Annotated in this window: 25 protein-coding genes; 8 read left to right on the forward strand and 17 right to left on the reverse strand. The window is 68.3% G+C overall.

The genetic code is table 11. The features are described from left to right. The 3 genes from DM816_RS26695 to DM816_RS26705 form a co-directional block, all read right to left on the reverse strand. A partial coding sequence (locus DM816_RS26695) for an AfsR/SARP family transcriptional regulator (protein ID WP_162907866.1) occupies positions 1–625 on the reverse strand: 625 nt, incomplete at its 3' end. Positions 626–798: 173 nt separating this feature from the next. Continuing rightward, positions 799–1,653, reverse strand: coding sequence for a hypothetical protein (locus tag DM816_RS26700; RefSeq protein WP_117213155.1), 855 nt, complete (start codon positions 1,651–1,653; stop codon positions 799–801). A 52-nt stretch (positions 1,654–1,705) separates the two neighbouring features. Then, positions 1,706–2,062 (reverse strand): peptidase inhibitor family I36 protein, encoded by a 357-nt coding sequence (locus DM816_RS26705; RefSeq protein ID WP_162907868.1) that lies wholly within the window; start codon positions 2,060–2,062, stop codon positions 1,706–1,708. 157 nt (positions 2,063–2,219) lie between these two features. Between DM816_RS26705 and DM816_RS26710 the strand changes: the two genes are divergently transcribed. Then, the gene (locus DM816_RS26710; RefSeq protein ID WP_117213157.1) at positions 2,220–2,579 is read left to right on the forward strand and encodes an MmcQ/YjbR family DNA-binding protein; all 360 of its coding nucleotides are present in this window, start codon (positions 2,220–2,222) and stop codon (positions 2,577–2,579) included. Here DM816_RS26710 and DM816_RS26715 read toward each other — a convergent pair whose 3' ends face one another. Further along, on the reverse strand, positions 2,580–3,662 hold the full coding sequence (locus DM816_RS26715) for an NAD(P)/FAD-dependent oxidoreductase (protein WP_117213158.1): 1,083 nt from the start codon (positions 3,660–3,662) through the stop codon (positions 2,580–2,582). Positions 3,663–3,783: 121 nt separating this feature from the next. Between DM816_RS26715 and DM816_RS26720 the strand changes: the two genes are divergently transcribed. Continuing rightward, complete coding sequence (locus tag DM816_RS26720; RefSeq protein WP_162907869.1) at positions 3,784–5,139, forward strand: condensation domain-containing protein; 1,356 nt, start codon at positions 3,784–3,786, stop codon at positions 5,137–5,139. 165 nt (positions 5,140–5,304) lie between these two features. On the opposite strand, the gene DM816_RS26725 is transcribed toward DM816_RS26720, so the two are convergent. Beyond that, the gene (locus tag DM816_RS26725) at positions 5,305–6,252 is read right to left on the reverse strand and encodes an endonuclease/exonuclease/phosphatase family protein (RefSeq protein WP_117213160.1); all 948 of its coding nucleotides are present in this window, start codon (positions 6,250–6,252) and stop codon (positions 5,305–5,307) included. A 64-nt stretch (positions 6,253–6,316) separates the two neighbouring features. Between DM816_RS26725 and DM816_RS26730 the strand changes: the two genes are divergently transcribed. Then, positions 6,317–7,273 carry a S66 peptidase family protein gene (locus DM816_RS26730; RefSeq protein WP_117213161.1) on the forward strand — a complete coding sequence of 319 codons (957 nt, stop codon included), beginning with the start codon at positions 6,317–6,319 and terminating at the stop codon, positions 7,271–7,273. Between the two features lie 193 nt (positions 7,274–7,466). Here the strand turns inward: DM816_RS26730 and DM816_RS26735 are convergent, their stop codons facing one another. Further along, positions 7,467–7,970 (reverse strand): hypothetical protein, encoded by a 504-nt coding sequence (locus DM816_RS26735; protein WP_117213162.1) that lies wholly within the window; start codon positions 7,968–7,970, stop codon positions 7,467–7,469. Positions 7,971–8,362: 392 nt separating this feature from the next. Between DM816_RS26735 and DM816_RS43880 the strand changes: the two genes are divergently transcribed. The 4 genes from DM816_RS43880 to DM816_RS26765 are packed head-to-tail and all read left to right on the forward strand — an operon-like array spanning position 8,363 to position 11,420. Beyond that, positions 8,363–9,271 carry a prolipoprotein diacylglyceryl transferase gene (locus DM816_RS43880; protein WP_211588863.1) on the forward strand — a complete coding sequence of 303 codons (909 nt, stop codon included), beginning with the start codon at positions 8,363–8,365 and terminating at the stop codon, positions 9,269–9,271. Beyond that, the gene (locus DM816_RS26755; protein WP_162907870.1) at positions 9,268–9,645 is read left to right on the forward strand and encodes a hypothetical protein; all 378 of its coding nucleotides are present in this window, start codon (positions 9,268–9,270) and stop codon (positions 9,643–9,645) included. The genes DM816_RS43880 and DM816_RS26755 overlap by 4 nt, the downstream gene beginning before the upstream one ends. Before the next feature lie 16 nt (positions 9,646–9,661). Beyond that, complete coding sequence (locus tag DM816_RS26760) at positions 9,662–11,188, forward strand: radical SAM protein (RefSeq protein ID WP_117213164.1); 1,527 nt, start codon at positions 9,662–9,664, stop codon at positions 11,186–11,188. Then, the gene (locus tag DM816_RS26765; RefSeq protein ID WP_117213165.1) at positions 11,166–11,420 is read left to right on the forward strand and encodes a hypothetical protein; all 255 of its coding nucleotides are present in this window, start codon (positions 11,166–11,168) and stop codon (positions 11,418–11,420) included. Before DM816_RS26760 ends, DM816_RS26765 begins: the two co-directional genes overlap by 23 nt. Positions 11,421–11,445: 25 nt before the next feature. Here DM816_RS26765 and cimA read toward each other — a convergent pair whose 3' ends face one another. The 5 genes from cimA to DM816_RS26790 all read right to left on the reverse strand — a co-directional run bounded on the left by cimA (position 11,446) and on the right by DM816_RS26790 (position 15,008). Beyond that, complete coding sequence (gene cimA, locus DM816_RS26770; RefSeq protein WP_117213166.1) at positions 11,446–13,041, reverse strand: citramalate synthase; 1,596 nt, start codon at positions 13,039–13,041, stop codon at positions 11,446–11,448. Between the two features lie 188 nt (positions 13,042–13,229). Further along, positions 13,230–13,613, reverse strand: a complete 384-nt coding sequence (locus DM816_RS26775; RefSeq protein WP_117213167.1) for a type II toxin-antitoxin system VapC family toxin — start codon at positions 13,611–13,613, stop codon at positions 13,230–13,232. Then, entirely contained in the window at positions 13,600–13,848 is a 249-nt protein-coding gene (locus DM816_RS26780) for a type II toxin-antitoxin system Phd/YefM family antitoxin (RefSeq protein ID WP_117213168.1), read from the reverse strand. Before DM816_RS26780 ends, DM816_RS26775 begins: the two co-directional genes overlap by 14 nt. Before the next feature lie 57 nt (positions 13,849–13,905). Beyond that, entirely contained in the window at positions 13,906–14,388 is a 483-nt protein-coding gene (locus DM816_RS26785) for a peptidase inhibitor family I36 protein (protein WP_117213169.1), read from the reverse strand. 29 nt (positions 14,389–14,417) lie between these two features. Continuing rightward, positions 14,418–15,008 carry a hypothetical protein gene (locus tag DM816_RS26790; protein WP_117213170.1) on the reverse strand — a complete coding sequence of 197 codons (591 nt, stop codon included), beginning with the start codon at positions 15,006–15,008 and terminating at the stop codon, positions 14,418–14,420. 94 nt (positions 15,009–15,102) lie between these two features. Between DM816_RS26790 and DM816_RS26795 the strand changes: the two genes are divergently transcribed. Beyond that, on the forward strand, positions 15,103–18,066 hold the full coding sequence (locus tag DM816_RS26795; protein ID WP_117213171.1) for a BTAD domain-containing putative transcriptional regulator: 2,964 nt from the start codon (positions 15,103–15,105) through the stop codon (positions 18,064–18,066). Here DM816_RS26795 and DM816_RS26800 read toward each other — a convergent pair. From DM816_RS26800 to DM816_RS26825, 6 genes are all read right to left on the reverse strand, one after another. Next, positions 18,031–18,846, reverse strand: a complete 816-nt coding sequence (locus DM816_RS26800; protein ID WP_117213172.1) for a Calx-beta domain-containing protein — start codon at positions 18,844–18,846, stop codon at positions 18,031–18,033. The two genes, DM816_RS26795 and DM816_RS26800, sit on opposite strands and share 36 nt — an antisense overlap. 38 nt (positions 18,847–18,884) lie before the next feature. Beyond that, positions 18,885–19,634 carry a tyrosine-protein phosphatase gene (locus DM816_RS26805; RefSeq protein WP_342768761.1) on the reverse strand — a complete coding sequence of 250 codons (750 nt, stop codon included), beginning with the start codon at positions 19,632–19,634 and terminating at the stop codon, positions 18,885–18,887. A gap of 9 nt (positions 19,635–19,643) precedes the next feature. Continuing rightward, positions 19,644–20,432: a dioxygenase family protein gene (locus DM816_RS26810; RefSeq protein WP_162907871.1), complete on the reverse strand. Its 789-nt coding sequence runs from the start codon at positions 20,430–20,432 to the stop codon at positions 19,644–19,646. Between the two features lie 48 nt (positions 20,433–20,480). Continuing rightward, positions 20,481–20,786: a hypothetical protein gene (locus DM816_RS43885; RefSeq protein ID WP_211588864.1), complete on the reverse strand. Its 306-nt coding sequence runs from the start codon at positions 20,784–20,786 to the stop codon at positions 20,481–20,483. Between the two features lie 9 nt (positions 20,787–20,795). Next, complete coding sequence (locus DM816_RS26820) at positions 20,796–21,821, reverse strand: ABC transporter ATP-binding protein (RefSeq protein WP_117213174.1); 1,026 nt, start codon at positions 21,819–21,821, stop codon at positions 20,796–20,798. Beyond that, positions 21,818–22,253: ABC transporter permease subunit (locus DM816_RS26825; RefSeq protein ID WP_162907872.1), on the reverse strand; the 436-nt coding region annotated here is incomplete at its 5' end. The genes DM816_RS26820 and DM816_RS26825, both read right to left, overlap by 4 nt.

Consider the following 22,253-nt stretch of genomic DNA (forward strand, 5'->3'; position numbering starts at 1 on the left):
CGAGCACCTGCCGCGCGGTGCGGAACGCGTCGAGCGCGCCGACCACATCTCCGCTGCGATACCTCGCGAGCATCAGCTGCGCCCGGAACCGCTCGTGCAACGGGTGCTCGTCGATCATCCCGGCCAGGCGGGAAAGCGCATCGGCATGCCGGCCGAGCGAGAGCTCCATGTCGACCAGCTTCTCGCCCACCCCGCGCTTGCGCTCGGCCAGCGACCGGGCAGCCGTGGCGGCGAACGGCGCGTCGATGTCGGCCAGGGCCGGCCCGCGCCACATCCCGATCGCCTCGCGCAGCAGGCCTGCCGCCGTCTGCGCGTCGCCGGCCTGCGTCGCGGCGTCGGCGTCCTGCACGCGCGCCTCGAAGCGGTGCAGATCCAGCTGGGCCGGCTCGATGCGCAGAAGGTAACCGGGCGAACGGGTTTGCAGCGCCTGCTCCTGCGCCGGACGGCCCACGTCGCCGAGCCGGCGGCGCAGCGCCGAGATCACCGTGAGCACCTGATGCCGGGCCGTCGCGGGTGGGCTGTGCGGCCACACCGCGTCGACGATGTCGTTCATGGCGATCACCCGGTTGGGGTGGAGCAGGAGCAGCGCCAGCACAGCCCGGTGGCGTGCGGCGGTGAGCTTCACCGGCCCGCTGTGGCCATGCACCTCAAGTGGGCCGAGGATCCCGAACCGGGGCCAAGCGACAGCACCATCCGACACCACGCACCTGCCATGTCCCATACGGTCGAAGTGGCGGGTCGAGGGTACCAATATCGGGATTGGCCGTACATGGGTGAACAGCTATCCCGCGATTTTGGCTACATGCGGGCCAGAACTGCGTGAGCTGCGGTGAGCTCATGCCGCATGGAGGCGCCGAGCTGCTGAAAGTAGTCCGGGTACCGAGTGATTAACTCCTCTTGAATTTTCACCTCGGTGGCATGCCACACGTCGATCAGGCTTGTCCGCTCCTTGCACCGGACATCGGCGACGGCCACGGAAATCTCGTCGCGCGACGGCCCGGCCGAATCGTCGGCCCACCATTTCGAGTCCGACATGGCCGCGAAAGGATCCTGGTAGGTGAAGCCCGTCTCGCGCATGCAGTTTCGCCAGGAGTCCATGGCCGCCGTGACGCGCGGCTCATCCTGGGAGTTGACCAGGGACTCGCGGCCCAGTTGCTGCAGCCTTTCCGGGTCGGCGGCCTCGGCCGGCCGCAACTGCTTGACCGCCTCGTGCCCGCAACCGCCCTCGCCAAGCGCCGCCTCCCGCTGGGTCTCGCTCATCCCACTGTCCCGCCGATCGTATTGTTGCTCCACCTCGGCCGGGGTGAGCAGGCCCTCCGGGACGTGGTAGCCGAACTGCTGGGCGATCCGAATCTCGATGACGCCGTACCGCCTGCGGTTGCGCAGATCCTTGAGGTCGGTGGGCCGCTTGATGACCTGCCAGTCGTGGCCCTTGGCCCGCATGCATTGCTGCGTGAGCAGGTCCTCGGCGTTGGAGATCGCGTACATTTCGGACAGTGAGAAGGCGTAGGCGTCGAACGGCAGGCGCAGCGCCTCGACCTGCCCGGTGGGCGCGAAGTCCGCGACGTTACGGGCCGGGTCGGATGATGCGGAGGCCGTGCAGCCGGCCACCAGGAGCGCGATGGCGAGAAGTGGTGTCGATCGCAGCATCATGTGTTCCTTTCGGAGCTGGGACACCGATGGACCGGTGTCCCAGCGCACTTTTCTAAACCCGCTTCAGCGAGCTGGCCTTGTTGGAGAAGCCGTTGTTGCCGAAGTCCGAGTCGTAGGAGAAGGCCCGCGCCAGGTAGGTGGTGGCGCCGCCGCACCCGGGCAGATCCCACAGCCGAATGTTGTAGCTGCGGTAGTTGCGCATCGAGTTGGCGTCGTTGTTGATGCCGCTGCCGAGGTTGGTGCAGCTGGTGCCGGGCGTGTAGCGGTACTCGCCGTCCTGGTAGCCGGCCGTCTCGTACAGGCAGAACGTGTTCGACGGACAGTCCGCGAGCGCGGGAGTCGCGGTGGCGCCGACGAAGATGGCCGGCAGGGCGGCGGTCACGAGCGCCGTCACGAGCTTACGCTTCATTCGATCCCCTCCATGGTCTGGTGCGATCCGCCCAATTCCTTGATGGGCATGCATCGATAGTGGCCGAGGCCTATCTCCGTACGGTCCTCTTCCGGTCCTCTGGCGATATCCGAGGGCGGCTACCCTATGCGGGTGTGTACGGGAGGAGGCGGCAGCGATGGCTGACGCCGAGGATGTGCGGCGCTTGGCGCTCAGCCTGCCGCACGTGGTCGAAATCGACAGCGACGGCTTCGACTTCCGGGTCGGCAACAAGGGTTTCGTCTGGTCCTATCCGGAGCGAGAGCCGGGCAAGCCGCGCGTCATCCGCACCGACATCGCGGTGCTGTATGTGGGCGATGAAGCGGAAAAGCAGGCCCTGCTGCTCGGCGAGCCCGACCTGTTCTTCACGACGCCCGCCTACGACGGGTTGCCGCTGGTCATGCTGTGGCTGGAGAAGGCCGACGTGGACCGGCTGACGGAGCTTGTCACGGATGCCTGGCGCATGCGCGCCCCGGCCGACCTGGCCGGGGACGTTTGATCACAGTCGCTCGAACCGGAACGGTGCCAAGGCATCGGTCTGGTCCTCGCCGAGCACCTCGGCCGCGACCAGATCACCGGCGTGCAGGCACAGCGTCGCGCCGCTGTGCGAGACGGCGAAGTGGAAGTTGGGCAGCTCGGCCACACGTCCCAACACGGGCAGGCCGTCGCCGGGGATGGGCCGTTCACCGACGCGCACGCTCTCGACGCCGGCTGCCCGCAACCCGGGGTAGAGCGCTCGCGCCGCGTCGAGCGCCTTATCGACCACCGACTGCGCCGCGCTGTCGTCGTGGGGGTGCAGCAGGAGGCGCCCGCCGCCGTCCGGGCGCAGGCGCATCTGCGGGGCGTGGATGACTCGGGACACTGAGACCGCCACGGGTGAGGTGTAGACGAGCACGCCGCTGGTGTTGCGCATGGGAAGCGCGAGCCCCGCGAGCTTGGCGACGGTGGCCGCCTGCGGCCCCGCGCAGTTGACGACCGCGTCGGCGGGCAGGCTGCGGCCCGAGGCGAGCTGGACCGCGCGCACCGTGCCGGCGGTCAGCTCAAGTGCGGTGACGGGGTCGTCGTGCACCAGTTCGGCAGCGCCGCTGCGGATCGCGCGGGAGAGCAGGTGACCGATCAGGCGCGCCGGTTCGATCCAGCCTTCGCGCGGGAAGTAGGCGATCTCGTCGGGCGGGAGCTGCGCCGGGTCGATGTCGGGTTCGAGGTCGAGCACCTCCGCTCGGGTGAGCCAGCGCGCCTCGTAGCCGTGCTCAAGGAGCGTGGGGACCTTCTTGCGCAGTGCGTCGCGCCCGGCGTCGTCGGCGGCCCATTCCAGGTTGCCGCCCTCGTGGTACCAATCGCAGCCGGGGACTTCGGCCGCGAGCCTGCGGTGGGCCGCCATGCCGGCGACGTTGAGGTCGTGATAGGACCGTGGCCGCTTGCCGGACGAGTTGGTCCACGAGAACGTCGCGCCGGACGTGCCGCCCGCCGGCGCACCGGCATCGACGACCGTGACCCGGGCGCCCCTGCGGGTCAGCGACGCGGTCACCGCCGCGCCGTAGACGCCGGCACCGATGACAACCACGTATTTAACTTTCCCCATGAATACATTATGCAGTGTCAAACCGTGCCGGGTCGCACGCGAGCGGTCGTGGCCACTCAACCCGCGCGAAACGGCCCATCAGTGGATTGACAACTATAAGGACTGGCTCGACGGTGTTGGAGTGATTGAACCCGCGGATCGAATCGTCGTTGCCTTCTCCGGGGAGGGTTCCGGGATCGAGGAGCTGACCTGGGGACAACGTGCCATCTGGAACGCCATGACGGAGCAGCAGACGTCGCTGCCCATCGGCGGCTGGCTCCCCCTGCCCGAGGGCACGACCGTGCAGCACCTGGCGGCCGAGCTTCGCTTCCACATGAGCCGGCACCAATCCATGCGCATGCGGCTCGTCTTCGACGAGAACGGCAAGGCGCGGCAGTCGGTAACGGCCTCCGGCGAGATCGTGCTGGAGGTGTTCGACGCGCGGGATGCCGATCCGGCAGAAGTCGCCGAACAGGTCAAGAAGCAGTACATGGATGCTCCGTTCGACTACGCCGGCGAATGGCCGGTCCGCATGGCGGTGATCCGGCGCGCGGGTGCGGCGACCCACGTGGTGAGCATCCTGTGTCACCTGGTCACCGACGCGGCGGGTGGCGTGGCGATGATGGCCGATCTGTCCAATTTGGACCGCGAGACCGGCGCGGTGTTGGCCCCGGTGACCGCGATGCAGCCGCTGGACCTGGCCCGGTGGCAGCAGACGCCCGCCGGGCAGCGGCAGCACGCAAGCTCGCTGCAGTACTGGGAGGAACAGCTGCGCGGCGTGCCGTCGTATCGCTACGCCGAGTCCACCGACAAGCGCGAGCCGCGTCACTGGGAGGGACAGCTGTTCTCACCCGCCGTCCACCTGGCCGCGCACGCGCTGGCCCACCGACTGCAGGCGGCCTCTTCCCAGGTGCTGCTTGCCGCATACGCCACCATGCTGGTCAGGCTGCGTGGGGTCGACCCGATCGTGATCCGGCCGGTCGTCAGCAACCGGTTCCGGCCGGGGCTCGCCGACATCGTGAGTCCCATCAATGAGGCCGGTCTGTGCGTCATCCCGGTCGAGGGCGCGGCCTTCGACGAGGTCGTGCGGCGCACCCGCCGCACGGTCATCCGAGCCTTCAAGGCCGCCTATTACCACCCGGAAGCACTGGACGAACTCATCGCCGTGATCGCGAAGGACCGGGGCGAGGAGCTCGACCTCGACTGCTTCTTCAACGATCGCCGGCCGGGGGGCGGCTCGGCCGAAACCGCGATCCCCACGGCGGCGCAGATTCGCGAGGCCCAGCAGCACAGCGTGTTTCGCTGGACCCTGCAACAGGACAAGCCGTTTGGGCGCCTGTTCCTGCACATCGACGACTTTGCGGGACCCCCGGAAGCGGTGACCCTGACGATCCGCGCCGACACCCATCATGTCCCGCCCGCGGACATGCAGGCCTGCTTGCAGGGCATCGAGTCGCTGCTCGTCGAGGCGGCCGAAACCTACGGTCAGTTGAAGTAGGCACCCAGCGCCTGACGGGAGTCGATGCCCAGCTTGCGGTAGGCGTTCGTGAGGTGGATCTCGCTGCGCCGCCGGCGGCGGGTCAGCTGACGTTCCCGCCCGCGGCTCCCAGCTCGGACATGGCGAACAGCCTCTTCTCACCAGTGCGGCGTGCGTGAGAAGGCATCACGGAAGCACGAGGATTGCCAGCACCGCGCGATGGTCGCTGCCCGTGAGCCCGAACACCCGCACGTCCCTGACCCCGATGCGGCGGTCGGCGAGCACCCGGTCGAGCACGACGGGTGGGATCGGGTTGCCGTGCCACGGCCCCCATGTGCCGGTGAAACCCTTGCCCACGACCGCGGCCGCATCGCGGTACCCGGAAGAGATTAAGGTTCTTAAAAGCGAATGGTCGAGGGTGGCGTTGAAGTCCCCGGCGAGGACGCGCAGCGGGCCGTCGATGGTGGCCGGCTGCTGGTTGGCGAAGCTCCTGCGCCACCCGTCCTGGCGGGACCCGTCGGCCGGCGCCACCGGATGAACCGACTCGATCAGCACGCGCGACGCCAGCAGCTCGGCCTTGACCTGCCCGAAGTTGTGCGGGTTCATGGTCACGCCGTCGTCGCGCAGGGGCTCGCGCGAGTACACGCCCGAGCCGATGACGCCCGGATAGGGATAGACCACGCGGTGCGGCAGGAGTTCGGCGATGCCCGCTCGGTCAAGCTTGGCCACGAACGACTGGGTGAGCTCCTGGATTGCCAGCACGTCGACCCGCTCGGACCGCACATACTCCACCAGCTGGGCCGCGTCGGCCCGGCCCGCCCGCACATTGGCCGTCAGCACCCGCAGTTCGCGCCCGTCCGCACCGGCGAGCGGATCGCGGTCGGGCAACCCCCGTGGCGTCACGCAGATCGTGAGCGTGAGCGCGGTCAGCCCGGCCACGGCAGCCGCCGGCCGGTGCCGCATGAGCGCGGCGATGAGCACGGCAAGCGGTGACGCCAGCGCCACATACGGCGTGAACGCGATGAGCTGGGTGGCCGGATACCACTGGTCCCAGCCACCCAGCCGGACGATGGCCCAAACTGCCCCAGGGACCACCACGAGCCAGGGCAGTGCCCCCCGCGCCCATCTCCTCATGCGCAAGACGTTATGTAGTGCGGTCAGCCTGCCGGTGAAGGACTTTTGAAGGTACCGTGCAAAAATGTCGTTGCGTCCCCCGGCCCTTCGCCCCGGCGATCAGGTCGCCCTCGTCTCGCCGTCCGGTCCGGTGCCGGCAGCGCGCGTCGAGGCGGCGGTCGAGGTTTTGTCCGGGTGGGGGCTGAAACCGCGCGTCTACCCACATGCCCTGGGTCGCCATCTTTATTTTGGCGGTACCGACCAAGAGCGCATCGACGACTTCAACTCCGCTGTGTCGGACCCGGCGAACCGCGCCGTGTGGTGCACGCGCGGTGGTTACGGAATGCAGCGCATCGTCGACCGGCTGGATGTGGAGCAGTTGGCGCGGCGGCCGCGGCTCATCATCGGGTTTTCCGACATCACGGCGCTGCACCTGGCCGTGTGGCGGCGCGCGGGCCTGGCCACCTTGCACGGGCCGGTCGCGGCCCAGCTGGACAAGGGGCCCGATTCGCTGACCGCGCAGGGGATTTTCAAGGCCATGATGACCGATTCGCCGGTGACGCTGTTCGCGACGCCGGAGGAGGGCACGCATTCGGTCACGACGTCGGGGCGTTCGTCGGGAGTGCTGATCGGTGGCAATCTATCGCTGCTCGCGGCCAGCGTGGGTACGCCCGATCAGCCCGACCTGGACGGGACCATCCTGCTGCTGGAAGATGTCAACGAGGAGGAGTACCGGGTCGACCGGATGCTCACCCATCTGCTGCGCAGTCGTCTGCTCGACCGGGTCGCGGGTGTCGCGATCGGACAGTTCACCAATTGCGGCCCGGCGGTGGCCGACGTCATCACCGATCGCCTCGCCCCACTGGGCTTGCCCCTCCTGGGCGGCCTGCCGGTCGGGCACGGCGACCAGCACGTGGCCGTGCCGCTGGGCACACCGGCCACTTTGGACGCCGACGCCGGAACGTTGGTGGTGTCTCCCGCCGCGATGGTGTTGCCCGCAACCACCATCGCTTCCACCAACCAGTCACTCACCTCCACGTGAACCCCTTGCTTCCCGGTTGACCGCTCACTCCCCGGTTGACCCCCCGCTTTCCGGCTGCCCACTCGACGCCCGTCCTGACCGCTCCCCACGGTTGCCGCCGCTCACTTTGCGGTTGATCATGAACTTATGTCCATGTTCGACGGTGTGTCGGGTACGCCAACCTCATGGCCAACCCGAGCTGTTTCCTGGGCTGCTAGTTCTTCGTCATGCACTCTTTCATCTCGTCGGAGATGGCCAGGGCGAGCACCTCGCCGACCCGGGCGGTCAGGCCGTGCATCGTCTCGACGAGGTTCGCCTGACCCTGCTGCAGCGCCTCCTGGTTCTGCTCCAGGCGCTCGACCTTCTGGAACATGGCCACGTGGCCCTGCAGCAGGGCGCCCTGGTTCTGATCCACTTTGGACATCGTCTGCGTAATGCCCGACTGGCCGACGCCGAAGCCGAGCAGCCGCGACTCGATCCCGGCGATCTGCATCTCCATCTTGCTGGACGTCATGACCTGGATGCGGGCCAGGCTGACCAGCCGGTCATCCACCGTCTCGAAGCGCTCCTCGGTCCAAGCCGCGTGGACCGCGAGCGTCTCGTTGACGTCGCGAACCGCCCTGGCAACGGTCGCCAGGGCGGGTTCGGAGTCGGTGAGCACCTCGTCGATCGTCTCGTCGACCTTTTCCGTTCTGCGCTTGACCTCTTGTTTGCTCACTTTGCTGTGTCCTTCCCCTTTTCGGGCAGGATGTGGCAGTCACCGCAAGTCTTCATTGTGAGTCAGCATAAGCAACTAACTCAGCAGGTGTAAAGACTGCTTGCGTGTACTTTTTCGCAATATCTGATGTGCGGATGATTGTCGTGGTTGGACAGAGATGCGGTCAGGCCCTCGCCGATGAGTACCGGGTCGTTGAACCAGATCACCTTGATGTGGCCGGGTGCCGCGGCACGGATCGCCTGTACCAGCTGACGGGTGGCCGCACGGTCGCAGGTGGACGACTGCCAGGTGATGCGGCCCGCCTCATGGCAAAAACTTTCATATCGCCACGCACGGTTGTAAATGGTTGTCGATCAGCGAAAGTGTCGGTGGGTGGTTATAGGCTGCGCGACATGGTTCCCGGTTCCGCTCTCGTGCACGACCTCTTCACGGCGATCGGTGTGCTGGTCGGCGGTTGGGTGTTCGTGCTGCAGATCCGCTACCGGAGGCGGGCCACCGGCCGCGCCGTCGACGACCGCATCTGGACCGTCGTGGCCGGCGCCCTCGTCGGCGGGGCCCTGCTCGGCCGGCTCGGCACGTGGGCACAACACTTCGACCTGCGGGCCAACGCGACACTTGTCGAGCACTGGATCTACGGAAACCGGAGCATCCTGTCCGGGCTGGTCGGGGCATACCTCGGGGCGCTGCTGGCCAAACGCCTGACGGGTTACCGGGAAAAGACCGGCGATCTGTTCGCGCCCGCCGTCGCCGTGGGCATGGCGGTCGGGCGCATCGGGTGCCTGCTCACCGAGCTGCCCGGCACCCCGACCGGCGCCGCCTGGGGCGTGACCGCGTGGGACGGCCTGCCCAGGCATCCGTCGTTCGCCTATGAGATCGCGTTCCACGTGGTGGCCTTCGTGGTGCTGCTCCGATTGCGCCCCCACCTTCTGCCCGCAACCGCGGCGGGGCGCCTGCCAGGCGCGGGGCGGCATGCCGCCGAGCGCGGTGAGGCAGCACAGCACCCTGCCACCCGCGATGACGGGCCGGTGCCCGGCGAGAGTGCCGGATCTGCTGGCGTGCAGCAAGAGTGCTCCACGTCTGAGCGGGCGCACGATCGGTACCCTCAGGGGATTTTGTTTAACGGTTTTGTTGTGGCATATGGGGTTTTCCGGTTCGCCGTGGAGTTCGTGCGGGGCAACGAGGTCGTGTTTGCGGGCCTGACCCGCCCGCAATGGTTCCTGTTGGGCGTGGCGCCGCTGGTGGTGTGGCGTGTGGGGCGCAAACTGTCGAAAGCGACGAGAGCCCAGGAGGGGTTGGCATGACAGGACCGATTCAACCGATGAGCCCGGTGGGGCCCAATGAGGGGCAGCCGGGGGCCAACCAGCCGCGCAAGATGTGGCTCGGGATCGGGCTCGCCCTGCTCGGGCACGCGCTCACGATCGTCATCCCGTGGGGTGTGGCGATGGTCGTGTCCGGCGAGGCGGCGGCCAACTTCCTGGTGGGGGCGCTCATCGGGCAGGCGATCCTGCTGATCGTCGCGCTGGCGGTGGGCATCACGCTGGCGGTCAAGCGCGACGGCGGCGTGGGCGTGGGGCTGCTGATCGGCTGGGCGATCGGGCTCATCATCAGCCCGGTGGTCGGGTTCGGCGTGTGCGTGGCGCTGATCAACCAGAGCGGCGGAGGGCTGTTCGGGTGAGCGGGCGAGGCGTCATATGAGCACCGGCATGCCGTTGCGCGGGGAGCGGATACACCGATATGTCAACGCGTTCTGTCCAATGTGCCACGACGAGTCCGGTGAGGTGCCGCTGAGCGAGGTGAAGCGGCTGTCGGGCTGGCTGGCCGAGCGCGACGGGCGGATCTGGCTCGAACGAGGGTGCGCCACGCACGGGCTGGTGCGCACGCTGTACGACGAAAATCCCGAGATTCTGCGCTACCTGGAGCAGTGGACGGCGCCGACGAAGGCGCATGTGCCTGATGTGCGCGGCAATTTCGACCCGGTGCCGAGCGCCTACTTGAAGGGGCTTCCGGAGATGCAGACGCAGCACACGTGCATCCTGCTGGCGGACCTGACCGACCACTGCAACCTGCGCTGCCCGACGTGCTTCGCCGATTCGTCGCCGGCCCTGCAAGGGGTGGTGCCCCTGGCGGAGGTGCTGTCCAGTGTGGACACCCGGCTGTCGCGCGAGCATGGCCGGATCGACGTGCTCATGCTGTCGGGCGGGGAGCCAACGCTGTACCCACAGTTGAAAGAGCTGCTGGCGGAGCTGCAAGCGCGGCCGATTACACGGATTCTCGTCAACACCAACGGCGTGCGGGTCGCCAAGGACGATGCTCTGCTGGACCTGTTGGACCCCAAGCGGGTGGAGGTCTACCTGCAATACGACGGCCCGTCCGCCCGCACCAGCCGGCACCACCGCGGGGCCGACCTGACCCGGCTCAAGGAGCAGGCGATCGACCGGCTCAGCGAGCGCGGCATCTTCACCACGCTGACAATGACGGCCGCGCTCGGCGTCAACGACGACGAGATCGGCGCGGTCATCAAGCGCGCGCTCGACACGCCATACGTTGGCGGGGTGAGCATCCAGCCGCAGTTCGGCTCGGGCCGGTCGGGTGCGATCGACTGGAGCGACCGGCTCACCCACACGGGCGTGCTCGCGCGGCTGGAGGGCCAGACGGGCGGGATGGTCACGTGGCGCGACCTCACGGCCCTCCCCTGCTCGCACCCGCACTGCTGCTCCGTGGGCTACATGGTGCGCGACGACAGCGGGCAGTGGAAGTCGCTGACCACGCTCATCGGGCACGACAAACTGTTGCGGTTCCTGGAGTTGTCGCCCGATGTCGTCGCCAACCGGATCGCCGACGTCGAGCTGCCCAAGCAGGTGCGGGCCGTGGTGAAGGAGTCGTTGCTGGGGCTGCTTTCCGAGCAGTCGTCGCTGACCCATCCGAGCGTCGGCGACCTCTGGCGCGACATCTGCGAAAACTGCGATCTCGGCATCTCGACCCTGTGGACGCTGGCGAGGCCCGGCAAGATGCGCCAGCTGCTGGCCGAGCGGGTCAAACGGATCACCGTGAAACCGTTCATGGACATCGCGACAATGATCGAGGAGCGGCTGACCCAGTGCTGCGTGCACGTGGCGACAAAGTCCGACCAGCATCAGTGCGCGCCGTTCTGCGCGGTCCAGGCGTGGCCCGCGCTCTCCCAGCAGAGGTTGAGCCGTGCAGCAGCAGCAACCATATGACCCGCTGAGGCTGTGCGTCTACGCCACCATCGCGTTGCTGGGGTGGCTGCTCGGGCCGGTGGCGCTGGCCGTGTTCGCCGGGGTGGGCATCGCCGGCTACGCACGGGCGCGCCGCGCAGGACTCACGAAATCCAAGTGCTTCCTGCGCGACACCCGCCTGGTGCTCGCCTACCTCGCGCTGCTCGCGTTAGCCGCTGTCTCGGGCATCGTCTGGTGGGTCGTCAAGCCATAGCATCGCCAAAGGCCGAGGGACGCGCCTACCGGGCGTTGCCAACGTTTGCGGCAGTCTCGGGCATCGTCTGGTGGGTCGTCAGGCTGTAGCTGAGCGCGTCCACAAGCGCGTGCCAGCTGGCCTCCACCACGTTTTCGTGCACGCCGACCGTCGTCCAATCGTCGCCCTGCTCGTTCACCGTCTCCACCAGCACCCTCGTGACAGCGTCGGTGCCGTGCGATCCGGCCAGAATCCGTACCTTGTAATCGGCTAGTTCAAGACCCTTGATGGAGGGGAAGTGCCGGGTGAGTGCCTGCCGCAGCGCCTGATCGAGCGCGTTGACCGGCCCGTTGCCCTCAGCCGTGGCGATGACCCGCTCGCCCCGCACCCGCATCTTCACCGTGGCCTCGCTGACGACCGCGCCGTCCTCCCGATGTTCCACGATGACCCGGTAGGACTCCAGCGTGAACGGCGTCGTGTTCTCGCCCAGCGCCTGGCGCACCATCAGCTCGAACGAGGCGTCCGCCGCCTCGAACGACCAGCCCCGCGCCTCCAGCGTCTTCACCCGGTCGACCACTTTGGACACCGTGTCCGGATGCCCGGCCAGGTCCAGCCCGAGCTCGCGACTCTTGAGCTCGATGCTGGCCCGACCGGCCATCTCGGTGACGAGGATCGTCATGCCGTTGCCGACCAACGCCGGGTCTATGTGGTTATAGAGGGCGGGATCGACTTTGATCGCGCTCGCGTGCAGCCCCGCCTTGTGGGCGAAGGCGGCCGACCCGACGTAGGCCTGGTGGGTGTCGGGTGCGATGTTCGCGATTTCGGCGATGGCGTGTGACACGTGTGCCATCTGTTCCAGGCAGCCGTCCGGTAGGACCTGCATGCCGAGCTTGAGTTGCAGGTTGGCGACCACGGCGAAGATGTCGGCGTTGCCGGGCCGCTCCCCGTATCCGTTGGCCGTCCCCTGCACGTGACGGACTCCCGCCTCGACGGCGGCGATGGTATTGGCGACGGCGCATTCGGTGTCGTTTTGCGCGTGCATGCCGAGCAGGGCCGGGTCGACTCCCAGGTCCTGAATGGCTTTCGTGACAAACGACGGCAGCATGCCACCGTTGGTGTCGCACAGCACGACCCGCTCCGCTCCGGCGTCGAGCGCCGCCTGCACCACGCTGCGCGTGTATTCCGGGTTGTAGCGGAAGCCGTCGAAGAAGTGCTCGCAGTCCACAAAGACGCGCCGGCCGTGCTCCTTGAAGAAGAGCACGGAGTCTCGCACCATCGCGAGGTTTTCCTCCGGCGTGGTCCGCAGTGCCCGCTCGACGTGCCGGATGTCCGACTTGGCGACGAGGCACACGGCCGGGGTGCCGGCGTCGAGCAGGCCCTGCAGCTGCGGGTCGTGCTCGGCACGCAACCCGGCCTTTCTCGTCGAGCCGAACGCGACCAGCACCGCGTGCTTCAGGTCGAGCTCCGTCTGAGCCCTTCGAAAGAATTCAGTGTCTTTGGGTACCGCTCCCGGCCAGCCGCCTTCGATGAAGCCCACACCGAACTGGTCCAGCAGCCGGGCAACGGCGAGCTTGTCGGCGACCGAGTAGGTCAGCCCTTCGCGCTGCGCTCCGTCGCGCAGTGTGGTGTCGAAGATCTGCATCTGCCCTCTCCATGGAGCTGGAAAACAAGAAGACCTCCCGCGGGTGCGGGAGGTCTGCGCGTCGGCGGGGAGGAATGCCGGCGCGCTATGTGCCAATAATCAGCACGAAGCCTGTCACGGGCGAAGCTTCCCACCCGGACCCGGAATTTGGAAGCAACCTCCCACAATCTGGGAACCTGCTGTGCACGCTAGACCGTTGCATCGATCAGGAAGTCGCGGTCAAGCGCGAGCAACACGCGGTCGGCCGTGACCAACCGCAGGTTGCCGAGACTGGCCTGGGCGATGATCAGCCGATCGAACGGATCATGCTTGGCCAACTCGGGAAACCGACGGATCGCTTCAGCATCTTCAGACGTGACGTTGAGAAGAAACAGTCCCTGCTCCAGCAGGCGATCACTCAGACCGGCCGGCATGGTTAACTTGCCCAGCATCGCTTTTATCGTCAGCTCCCAGACGGACGCGGCCGACACATAGACCCGCGTCGCCTCCGTGATCGTCATTCGGGCCTGCGACCCAAACTTGGGACTGTCGTCCAGGAGCCAGAGCACCGCTTGGCTATCAAGCAGCAGCATCGTCGTCGCCGTAGAACATCCGCTGAATGTCCGGATCGACATCCTCAAAAGCGGCGTCATCGTAAGAGATTTCGCCACGGAGCCCGCCGAAGATCACCGGCGATCGCTTATGGGGCACCAGATCCGCTATGGGTTGACCGGCCTTGGAGATGACGATTCGCTCGCCCGCAGCGACGCGCTCAAGCAGCCGGGACAGGTGAGTCTTCGCCTCGTGAATGTTGACGGTCACGGTCATGCCGAAAGTTTACCCGACTGGACTAAGTCTAGTCCAGTCGGATGGCCAGGTGAGGCGTCAGCAGGCGATGGTCCAGCCGTCGGCGCGGTCGTTGTGGGCGTCGCCGACATAGGCGCTCGAGGTCGAGGGCTGCTCGGTCCACAGCCAGGTCCACGAGCCGGTCCAGTTGTAGAGGTACGAGCGCGTCGACCGGTTGTTGTGCCACGAGCTCGTCATGTCGATGAACCCGTAGTCGATCATGTCGCGGAAACCGCACGTGTCGAAGCTGAGCATCGCGCCCTCCCAGTTCGCGTGCTCGTACAGGCACGACCGGCCGGCCGGGCAGCTGGGCGACCCGTGCACCCCGACGCTGGGAAGCGTCAGCACCACACGCCCGCCTTCCCACGCGATCTGGTTGGGGCTGATCTGCTTGCCGCCAGGCGACGCCGCGAGCCACGCGTCGATGCGCGCCTGAAGGCCTTCCGGCGGGCCGCTCGCCGCCCCCGTCGCCGGGACGAGGAGCACGGCGGCAAGAGCCGCGCGAAGGATGGTATAGCGCATGGTGTTGCTCCCTTTCGATTCAGTGAAGTTCAGTCGGGTGGGGCGTCACAGTTCTGCTTGGCCAAAACGATGGCCATGTGCGACCGCGGGTTGTCGTCGCCGTAGAGGACTCCGTTGTTCGCGCCGACGATGGGGAAGGTGACCACCGTGTTGCCCCAGTCGTGCATGGTCAGCGAGATGGCCGGTCCGGTGGGCCACATGATGATCTGGATGGAGACGGTCTGAGTCAGGGCCGGGTCAGGGCTGAAGTTGCCCTTGTCGCTGAACATCTGCTCCACCCTGGAGACCGAGAATTTTGCCGGTACCGCGAGGCCGCCCCCGCTGACCGCGGGCGAGTAGGTGACGCTCGGCGCGTTCCACCCCACGTTGCCGCCGGTGCCCTGCACCCGCCCGATGTATGAGGCGATCCCATCCCCGTTGATGGTGCTCACGCTCATCGTGAGCGACCGGGTGCACCCGCCCGGCCCCGGCGTGCGGACCCACTGCACGCGATCGTCGAGGTATGCCCAGACCGCGTCGGTGTTCGTGGCCTGTGCAGCCCGGCCCGGCGTGAACACCGCGAGCGCGGCGACCGCCACGAGCCCTGCCACGGCCACACGGCCGATCGTGAAGTGTCTCATGCGGACAGATAATGGGCGGATCACACGAAGCCCGGTGCGGGTTTTGAACGCGGTTGAACAACGTTGACCGTGCCGCCCATACAATGTCGCATTGATGGACGGCGAAACGTTGGCGGACCTGGCCCGCCTGCTGCGTCAGCTCAGGCGCCGCGATGCCCGGCGCCGCGGCGGATCGGAGCTCACCTATCGCCGCCTCGCGGCCAAGACCGGCTGGTCGGCGGGCATCATCGCGCACTATTTCACGGGCAAGACGCTGCCGCCCACGGACCGGTTCGACACCCTGGTTCGCCTGCTGGGTGTCACCCCCGCCGAGCACGGCCGTCTCGCGACTGTCCGCGACCGCGTCGAGGAACGCCGCCGCGAAGCGGCCAAGCGGGAGCCCACCGGGCAGGCCGAGATCCGCGTGCTGGGCCCGATCGAGGTGACCGGGCCCAAGGGGACTGCCGCGCTCGCCGGCCCGCGCCAACGCACGCTCATCGCCCTGCTCGCGCTCCAGCCGGGCACGGCCATCCCCCAAGACCGCCTGATCGACGCGATGTGGGGCCAACGTGCGCCCCGCACCGCCGCACGCACGCTGCACGCCCACATCGCACGGGTCCGCCACGCCCTCGACGCGTGCGGCCTGCCCGGCGCGGTGGTCACCAGCGGCTCCGGCTATCTGCTCGATGCGCGGCCGGGGAGCGTCGATGCGGCCCGCTTCGAGGAACTGGCCACGCTCGGCCGGCGCGCCCTCGCCGACGGCGCGGTCAACGATGCCATCGCCCAGCTCCTTGGCGCCCTCGCCCTCTGGCGCGGTCCGGCCCTGCAGGACGCCGAGGCGACCGGGTGGGGCGCGGCCGAGGCGCGCCGGCTGGACGAGTCCCGCCTGCGTGCCCTCGAAGACCTGTGGGACGCCCGGCTGCGCCTCGGCGAGCACTCGGGCGCGGTGGGCGAGATCGAGCGCTTGCTGACCGCTCATCCCGCCCGGGAACGCTTGGTGGAACTCCTCATGCTCGCGCTCTATCGTTCCGGCAGGTTCACCCAGGCCGCCGAGCTCTACCAGCGATTGGGCGTCGAGCCGAGCCCGCACCTGCGACGCCTACAGGCATCCGTGGCCAGCCGCGACCCCTCACTCGATCTCGAACGCCGCACGCTGAACGTGCCCGCCCAACTCCCGCCCCGCCCCGGCCACTTCACCGGCCGCGCCACCGAGAGGTCCACATTGGACTCGGCGGAGGGGATCGTGGTCATCTCGGGCGCCGGTGGCATGGGCAAGACCGCCCTCGCCGTGCACTGGGCGCACGACAACCTCGACCGCTTCCCCGACGGCCAGCTGTTCCTCGACCTGCGCGGGCACGACCCGGCCGCCGCCCTGCCGCCCGGGGAGGTGCTCGCGCACCTGTTGCGCGGCCTCGGTTTGACAGGCGACATCGGGCTCTACCGCTCCACACTGCGCGAGCGCCGTGTCCTGATCGTGCTCGACAACGCGGGCTCCGCCGAGCAGGTGGCATCCCTGGTCCCGCCGTCCGGGGGCAGCCTGCTGATCGTCACCAGCCGGCATCAGCTCGCCGCGCTGGCCGTCGAGCACGAGGTCACCCGGGTCAACGTCGACGTGCTCACCACCGGCGACGCGTCCCGCCTGCTGGAGCGGATCCTTGGCACGCAACGCATGACGAGCGAAGTCGACCGGCTCATTGAGTTGTGCGGGGGCATGCCGCTCGCGCTGCGCATCGCCGCCGCCCGGCTCGCCACGCGTCCACTCTGGACAATCGCGCACCTGATCGCCGAGCTGGCGGGCGGCGACCGGCTGAGCACGCTCACGCTGACGGGAGACCCGCGCAGCGTACGGGCGGTGTTCGCCGGCGCCCACCGGGCGCTGAGCCCGCCCGCGGCCGAGCTGTTCCGCCTGCTCGGCGGGCTTCCGGGCGCGACCTTCACCACCTGGCTTGCCGCAGCTATGGGCGGCCCGGAAGCGTTGGAGGAGCTGGCTTCCGCCCACCTGGTGTCCGAAGTGGACGCCGACCGCTTCCGCCAACACGACCTGATCCGGCTCTATGCGGCCGAGTGCGCGAGCGAGCAGGAGCAGGCTGTCGCGCTGCAGCGGGCGCTGCGGTGGTATCTGGCCGTGGCCGACGCCACCAACCGCCTGCTCGAACCGGCCCGCGATCGGGTCCGGCCGGACATCCCGCTTCCGCCCGAGGCGACGCCACCCACGGGTGATGTGGAGCGCATGCTCGGGCTGCTCGACGCCGAACGGGCCAACCTGCTGCCGCTCGCGCAGGCCGCGACCGAGCGGGGTCACGCCCGCGAAGCGTGGCAGTTGACGTACCTCATGGTCAGTTATTTCACTCATCGCGGGCACCTGCCGGAACAGTTGGCGATGTGCCGCCAGGGCCTGGAAGCCGCGCTGCTGCTGGGCGATCCGGTGGCCGAACGGCTCATGCGCAGCGGGCTCGGCGTCGCCTGCAACACCAACGGGCAGTACCAAGAGGCATTGGAGCATCTCGAACGGGCCCTCGCCCTCATGCGCGCGGGCGGGGACAAGCGCGGCCAGGCCATGGCGCTCAACAACATGGCCCTGGCCTGCTGGCGGCTCGGCCGGCTCGACGACTCGGCGGCGCGGTTCGAGGAGGCGCTGCGGCTGCACACCGAGGACGGGCACGAGCCCGGCATCGCCTTGGCGCTCAACAACCTCGGCGACATGTACTCGCTGCTCGGCCGGCACGACCTTGCCGTCACGCACCTGGAGCGGGGCCTCGCGCTCGCCCAGCGGATCGGCAACGCGCCCATGGAGGGCCTGATCCAGCAGACCATGGGCGAGGCACAGCTGGCCATCGGCGATGAGGACGGCGCCCTGGAGCATTTCCACACCGCGCTGGCGATCCGGCGCCGCATCGGCGAGCGCAGGCGCGAGGCCGACACCTGCAACACGATCGGCCTGCTGCTCGCCTCGCGCGGCGACCACGCCGGCGCGGTGCTCCACCTCGGACGGACGCTTGCCCTGGCGCGCGAGCTCGGCGACCGCGCGCTGGAGGCGGCGACGCTAGCCCATCTGGGCTCCCACGTTTGCGATCCCTGAAGCATCAGGGACGCTGACGCCGGTCGACATCGGGTCGATCCGCAGCCCGACCGTTCCGGACGATCCCGGCGACACCTCGACCGCGATGCGCGCGACGAACTGCCCCGGCTCGAACGTCACATATCGATCGACGGCCAGATAATCCCGGCCGGCCAGCATTGTCATGTCGAAGGTCCGGGCGCGAATGGTCAGCTGCCGGTCCACAAGGATCCGGACGGCTTCAAACGTGATGTTGCCGTTCCCCATTTCGCACGCGGTCAGCCCGACGCTCGGCATCGCTTGCGCCCCAACCGACCCCGCCGGGCAGTACTGGTCGTCGACCACCACGGCCTGCGTCGCCGACTCGTCGTCGAGGATGCGCCCCTGCGCGGTGCCGAGCTGCACGGTCACGGCCGAGCTCGGGTTCACCAGCTGGACGCCGAAATCCTCAAGCGCGGCCTCCCGCACGGCATCCGACACGACCCGCACCGTGATGTATCTGTCCCCGGTGTCGCCACCGCCGAACTGCAGCTGGCCGTTGCCGGCCGTGAAGTCGGCCGGGCGGCGGGCAGACCGGTCGGTCACGACATAGGACACATATCCGGCCGCCGCACAGCCGCGCGACATCACGGCAAACGTCAGGGTGCCGGCCCCCTCGGCGGCGCTCACCTGAGGCGTGATGGAAACCATCCGCTGGCACGACCCGGCGCCCGCCGCCTCCCCCGGGCCGGTCAGCGCGGCCACACCGGCGGTCACGACCAGCCCGAAGGCGGCGAACCCACAAAGCAGCTTCACATTCATGCGTGTCAGTATGGGCGCGTCGGCCTGTGCCGGCGTTGTCAGCCGGTTGCAGCGTCCGCAACCAACCCTGCGCGCAGGCTCGCCACGTGCGCCTCGGTCACGCCGTGACGTGAGAGGTAGTCGTACACCGAGCCCCACCGCGAGCGCAGCTCGGCCAGCGTGAGCAGCATCGCCTGGGCCGGGGTCTGCACATAGAACGCCGGCTGCACCTTGCTCGCCGCCTCGGGGTCGGTGCGCCGCAGCCACGTCGTATAGGCCGGCTCGCTCAGCTCGGTCAGCGCGTAGTCCGCCGCGATCTCCTCGTCGGACACGTCCAAAAGCGACAGAGTCAGCGCGCTGATCAGGCCGGTGCGGTCCTTGCCCGCGACGCAGTGCACGACCGTCGGCCCGCTGTCCACATCGGACAACAGCGCGATGACCCGGGCGATGTCGGGCGCCCCGGAGGCGAGCAGCTCGGCGTAGCGGTCGGCCAGCCACCGGGCCACGCCGACCGACTCGGTATATGTGTCGTGGTCCCAAAGTTCGTGCTCCAGGTGGTGGTGCAGCCAGGTGGCCCCCGCCCACTCAGGCACCCGGCCCATCGACTCCACCTCGGCGTGCCGCCGCAGGTCGATGACCGTGCGCACGCCCAGCGCCATGAACAGTTCCTTGTCCGCCACGTCGAGGCGGCCAAGATTGTCCGCGCGGAAAACCACACCGTGCCGGGTCACGCCGCCCGACACGGTGGGAATGCCGCCCAAATCACGAAAATTGAAGACTGAACTCAGCCTTATCCAGCGATCCACCACCAGCTCAACCTACAACGTGCGAGTGGAGCCGAACTGAACAGATCGTTTCGACAACCCGCCCCAAAAGCCATCAATCACGGTCTTCTGCTGCGCCGGGTCGCCGGTCGCCCCCAGCGCCACGAACAGCGGCGCGAAATGTTCCGTCCGCGGATGTGCCATGCGGCCGCTGGGCGCCTTGTGCAGGAAATCCGCGAGGCCGTCCACATCACCCTGGTCGAGCGCCTCGCGCCCCCAGGCATCAAATTCTTCAGACCATTTAGGGGGTACCTGGTGAAGCCCCAGGCTGAAGTCGATGGCCCGCAGGTTGTGGGTGAAGAAGCCGGAGCCCATGATCAGTACGCCCTCGTCGCGCAGCGGCGCCAGCCGCCGCCCGATGTCGAGCAACGTCGACGGATCCAAGGTGGGCATCGAGATCTGCAGCACGGGCACATCGGCACCCGGATACATCTCCTTCAGCGGCACATACGCACCGTGATCCAGCCCACGGTCGGGCACGTCGACTGTGCCGGGGATCAGCTTGCGCACGCTGTCGGCCAGCTCGGGCGCGCCTGGAGCTTCATAGCGCACGTCGTAGTAGCGCTGCGGGAATCCGTAGAAGTCGTAGTACAGCGGCACGGTCCGGGTGGCACCGATCGCCAGCGGCGCCTCCTCCCAGTGCGCGGACACCACCAACACCGATTTGGGCCGGGGCATGTCTCCCGCCCACGCCGCGAGCTGCGCCGTCCACTCCGCGTCGTCGGCCAGCGGCGGCGCGCCGTGGCTCAGGTACACGACCGGCATGCGGGTTTCGTTGAACATTCAACTAGCATATCATGGACAGTTCGCTCACAGATCCACGTTCTTCGATTAACTTCGCCTTACCTCGCCGGCCGGATGCCGGGACGGGACGGGGGCCGCCACCTGGAGGCGAAGGAGTCTGGAGTAACGCCGTCGCGGTCGCCCCACCACGTGCGGCTCCACCTCGTCCTCCTCGCGGCTCGAAAGCCAGCCCACGCCCTCGAACGCCACCAGGATCGGGTAGATCGTCCCCGGCTCCAGCCCCGCCTCCACCATGATGGCCGTGCCGCGGGCGATCCTCGCGCTTCGCGGCGAACTGGCCGGCCCGGCGTTGCCGCGGGCGATCCTGCCGTGCACGCGCCGCTTCCGGGACACCGACGACGCCTAGGTGGCCAGGGCCAGGCCGGTCTCGGGGTCGAACAAGCGCAGGGCGGCCGGGTCGAGGCGCAGCGTGACGCGGTCGTCGGGTGCGGTCTGGACCGCGGGCGGGGCCTGCACCTTGAGCGTGCCGAACGACGTGGCCACGGTGAGCAAAGTGGACGCGCCGGTGGGCTCGACCACCTCGACCGTGCCGGGGATGCCCTCGGTGCCCAGCGCGATGTTTTCCGCGCGCACGCCCACGAGCACCTTGCCGAGCTTGAGGGAATCGGGCGCGCCCACGGCCCCCGGCTCGGCGAGGAAGAAGTTCATCGGTGGCGCGCCGAGGAAGTCCCCGACGAACCGGTGCGCCGGGTAGTTGTAGACCGTCAACGGGTCGCCGGCCTGCACGATGCGGCCGTCGCGCATGACCGCCACCCGGTCGCCCAGCGACATGGCCTCGGCCTGGTCGTGCGTGACGTAGAGCGTCGTCGCACCGATCTGGCGCACGATCTTTTTCAGCTCCGCGCGGAACTGCAGGCGCAGCAGGGCATCCAGATTGGACAGTGGCTCGTCCATCAGCAGCACACCCGCATCGACAACGATGGCCCGCGCCACCGCGACCCGCTGCCGCTGCCCGCCCGACAGCTGCGACGGGAAGCGGTCGAGCAGGTCGTTCAGTTGCAACAGCTCCGCGGCCTCGGCAACGCGCCGGTTGACCTCCGCAGCCGGAGTCTTGCGCATGGCGAGGCCGAAGGCGATGTTTTGCCGGACCCTCATGTGCGGGAAGATGGCGTACGACTGGAAGACCATCGAAACGTCGCGCCGCTGCGGCGACAGGCTCGTCACGTCGCGGTCTCCGATGTGGATGGACCCGCCATCGGGGCGCTCCAGGCCGGCGACCATGCGCAGCAGCGTGGTCTTGCCGCACCCGCTCGGCCCGACCAGGACCACGAACTCCCCGTCGGCCACCTCCAGCGACACGTCGTCGGTGGCCCGCCGCTGCGCGGACGGGTAGGACTTCACCAGTGAGCTGATGACGATTCGGCTCATGCGAGCGTGCTCCCCCACATGTTGAGCAGGTATCGCCGCATCAGGGCGATGAACAGGACGGCCGGGATCACGAGCGCGAACCCGCCCGCGAACCGGTAGGCCAGCGGCGAGTCCGACAGCGTGGTCAAAACCTGCGCCGGCAGCGTGCGCTGGTTGAGCGTCAGCACCGTGGCGCCGAGCACCTCGTTCCACGACATGACGAACGTGAACATGGCTGCGGCCGCGATGCCCGGAAGCGCCTGCGGCAAGACGATGCGCACGAACGCACGGGCCGGCGAGGCCCCGAAGATCCAGGCCGCCTCCTCGTGGTCGCGTGGCACGGCAACGAAAACCGCCGCCGTGATGAGCACCGTGGTGGGCAGGGCAAGCGTGCTGTGCAACAGGGTGACCGCATAGGTCGTGTCGTAGAGCCCGGTCACCAGGAAGATGCGC

Source organism: Allorhizocola rhizosphaerae, from assembly GCF_003426775.1.
GTDB lineage: Bacteria > Actinomycetota > Actinomycetes > Mycobacteriales > Micromonosporaceae > Allorhizocola > Allorhizocola rhizosphaerae.

Excerpts from the sequence above, each read along its gene's own strand:
- DM816_RS26700 (WP_117213155.1), bottom strand. The coding sequence starts at position 1,653 with ATGATGCTGCGATCGACACCACTTCTCGCCATCGCGCTCCTGGTGGCC.
- DM816_RS26705 (WP_162907868.1), bottom strand. The coding sequence starts at position 2,062 with ATGAAGCGTAAGCTCGTGACGGCGCTCGTGACCGCCGCCCTGCCGGCC.
- DM816_RS26710 (WP_117213157.1), top strand. The coding sequence starts at position 2,220 with ATGGCTGACGCCGAGGATGTGCGGCGCTTGGCGCTCAGCCTGCCGCAC.
- DM816_RS26715 (WP_117213158.1), bottom strand. The coding sequence starts at position 3,662 with ATGGGGAAAGTTAAATACGTGGTTGTCATCGGTGCCGGCGTCTACGGC.
- DM816_RS26725 (WP_117213160.1), bottom strand. The coding sequence starts at position 6,252 with ATGAGGAGATGGGCGCGGGGGGCACTGCCCTGGCTCGTGGTGGTCCCT.
- DM816_RS26730 (WP_117213161.1), top strand. The coding sequence starts at position 6,317 with ATGTCGTTGCGTCCCCCGGCCCTTCGCCCCGGCGATCAGGTCGCCCTC.
- DM816_RS43880 (WP_211588863.1), top strand. The coding sequence starts at position 8,363 with ATGGTTCCCGGTTCCGCTCTCGTGCACGACCTCTTCACGGCGATCGGT.
- DM816_RS26755 (WP_162907870.1), top strand. The coding sequence starts at position 9,268 with ATGACAGGACCGATTCAACCGATGAGCCCGGTGGGGCCCAATGAGGGG.
- DM816_RS26760 (WP_117213164.1), top strand. The coding sequence starts at position 9,662 with ATGAGCACCGGCATGCCGTTGCGCGGGGAGCGGATACACCGATATGTC.
- cimA (WP_117213166.1), bottom strand. The coding sequence starts at position 13,041 with ATGCAGATCTTCGACACCACACTGCGCGACGGAGCGCAGCGCGAAGGG.
- DM816_RS26775 (WP_117213167.1), bottom strand. The coding sequence starts at position 13,613 with ATGCTGCTGCTTGATAGCCAAGCGGTGCTCTGGCTCCTGGACGACAGT.
- DM816_RS26780 (WP_117213168.1), bottom strand. The coding sequence starts at position 13,848 with ATGACCGTGACCGTCAACATTCACGAGGCGAAGACTCACCTGTCCCGG.
- DM816_RS26785 (WP_117213169.1), bottom strand. The coding sequence starts at position 14,388 with ATGCGCTATACCATCCTTCGCGCGGCTCTTGCCGCCGTGCTCCTCGTC.
- DM816_RS26790 (WP_117213170.1), bottom strand. The coding sequence starts at position 15,008 with ATGAGACACTTCACGATCGGCCGTGTGGCCGTGGCAGGGCTCGTGGCG.
- DM816_RS26795 (WP_117213171.1), top strand. The coding sequence starts at position 15,103 with ATGGACGGCGAAACGTTGGCGGACCTGGCCCGCCTGCTGCGTCAGCTC.
- DM816_RS26800 (WP_117213172.1), bottom strand. The coding sequence starts at position 18,846 with ATGAATGTGAAGCTGCTTTGTGGGTTCGCCGCCTTCGGGCTGGTCGTG.
- DM816_RS26810 (WP_162907871.1), bottom strand. The coding sequence starts at position 20,432 with ATGTTCAACGAAACCCGCATGCCGGTCGTGTACCTGAGCCACGGCGCG.
- DM816_RS26820 (WP_117213174.1), bottom strand. The coding sequence starts at position 21,821 with ATGAGCCGAATCGTCATCAGCTCACTGGTGAAGTCCTACCCGTCCGCG.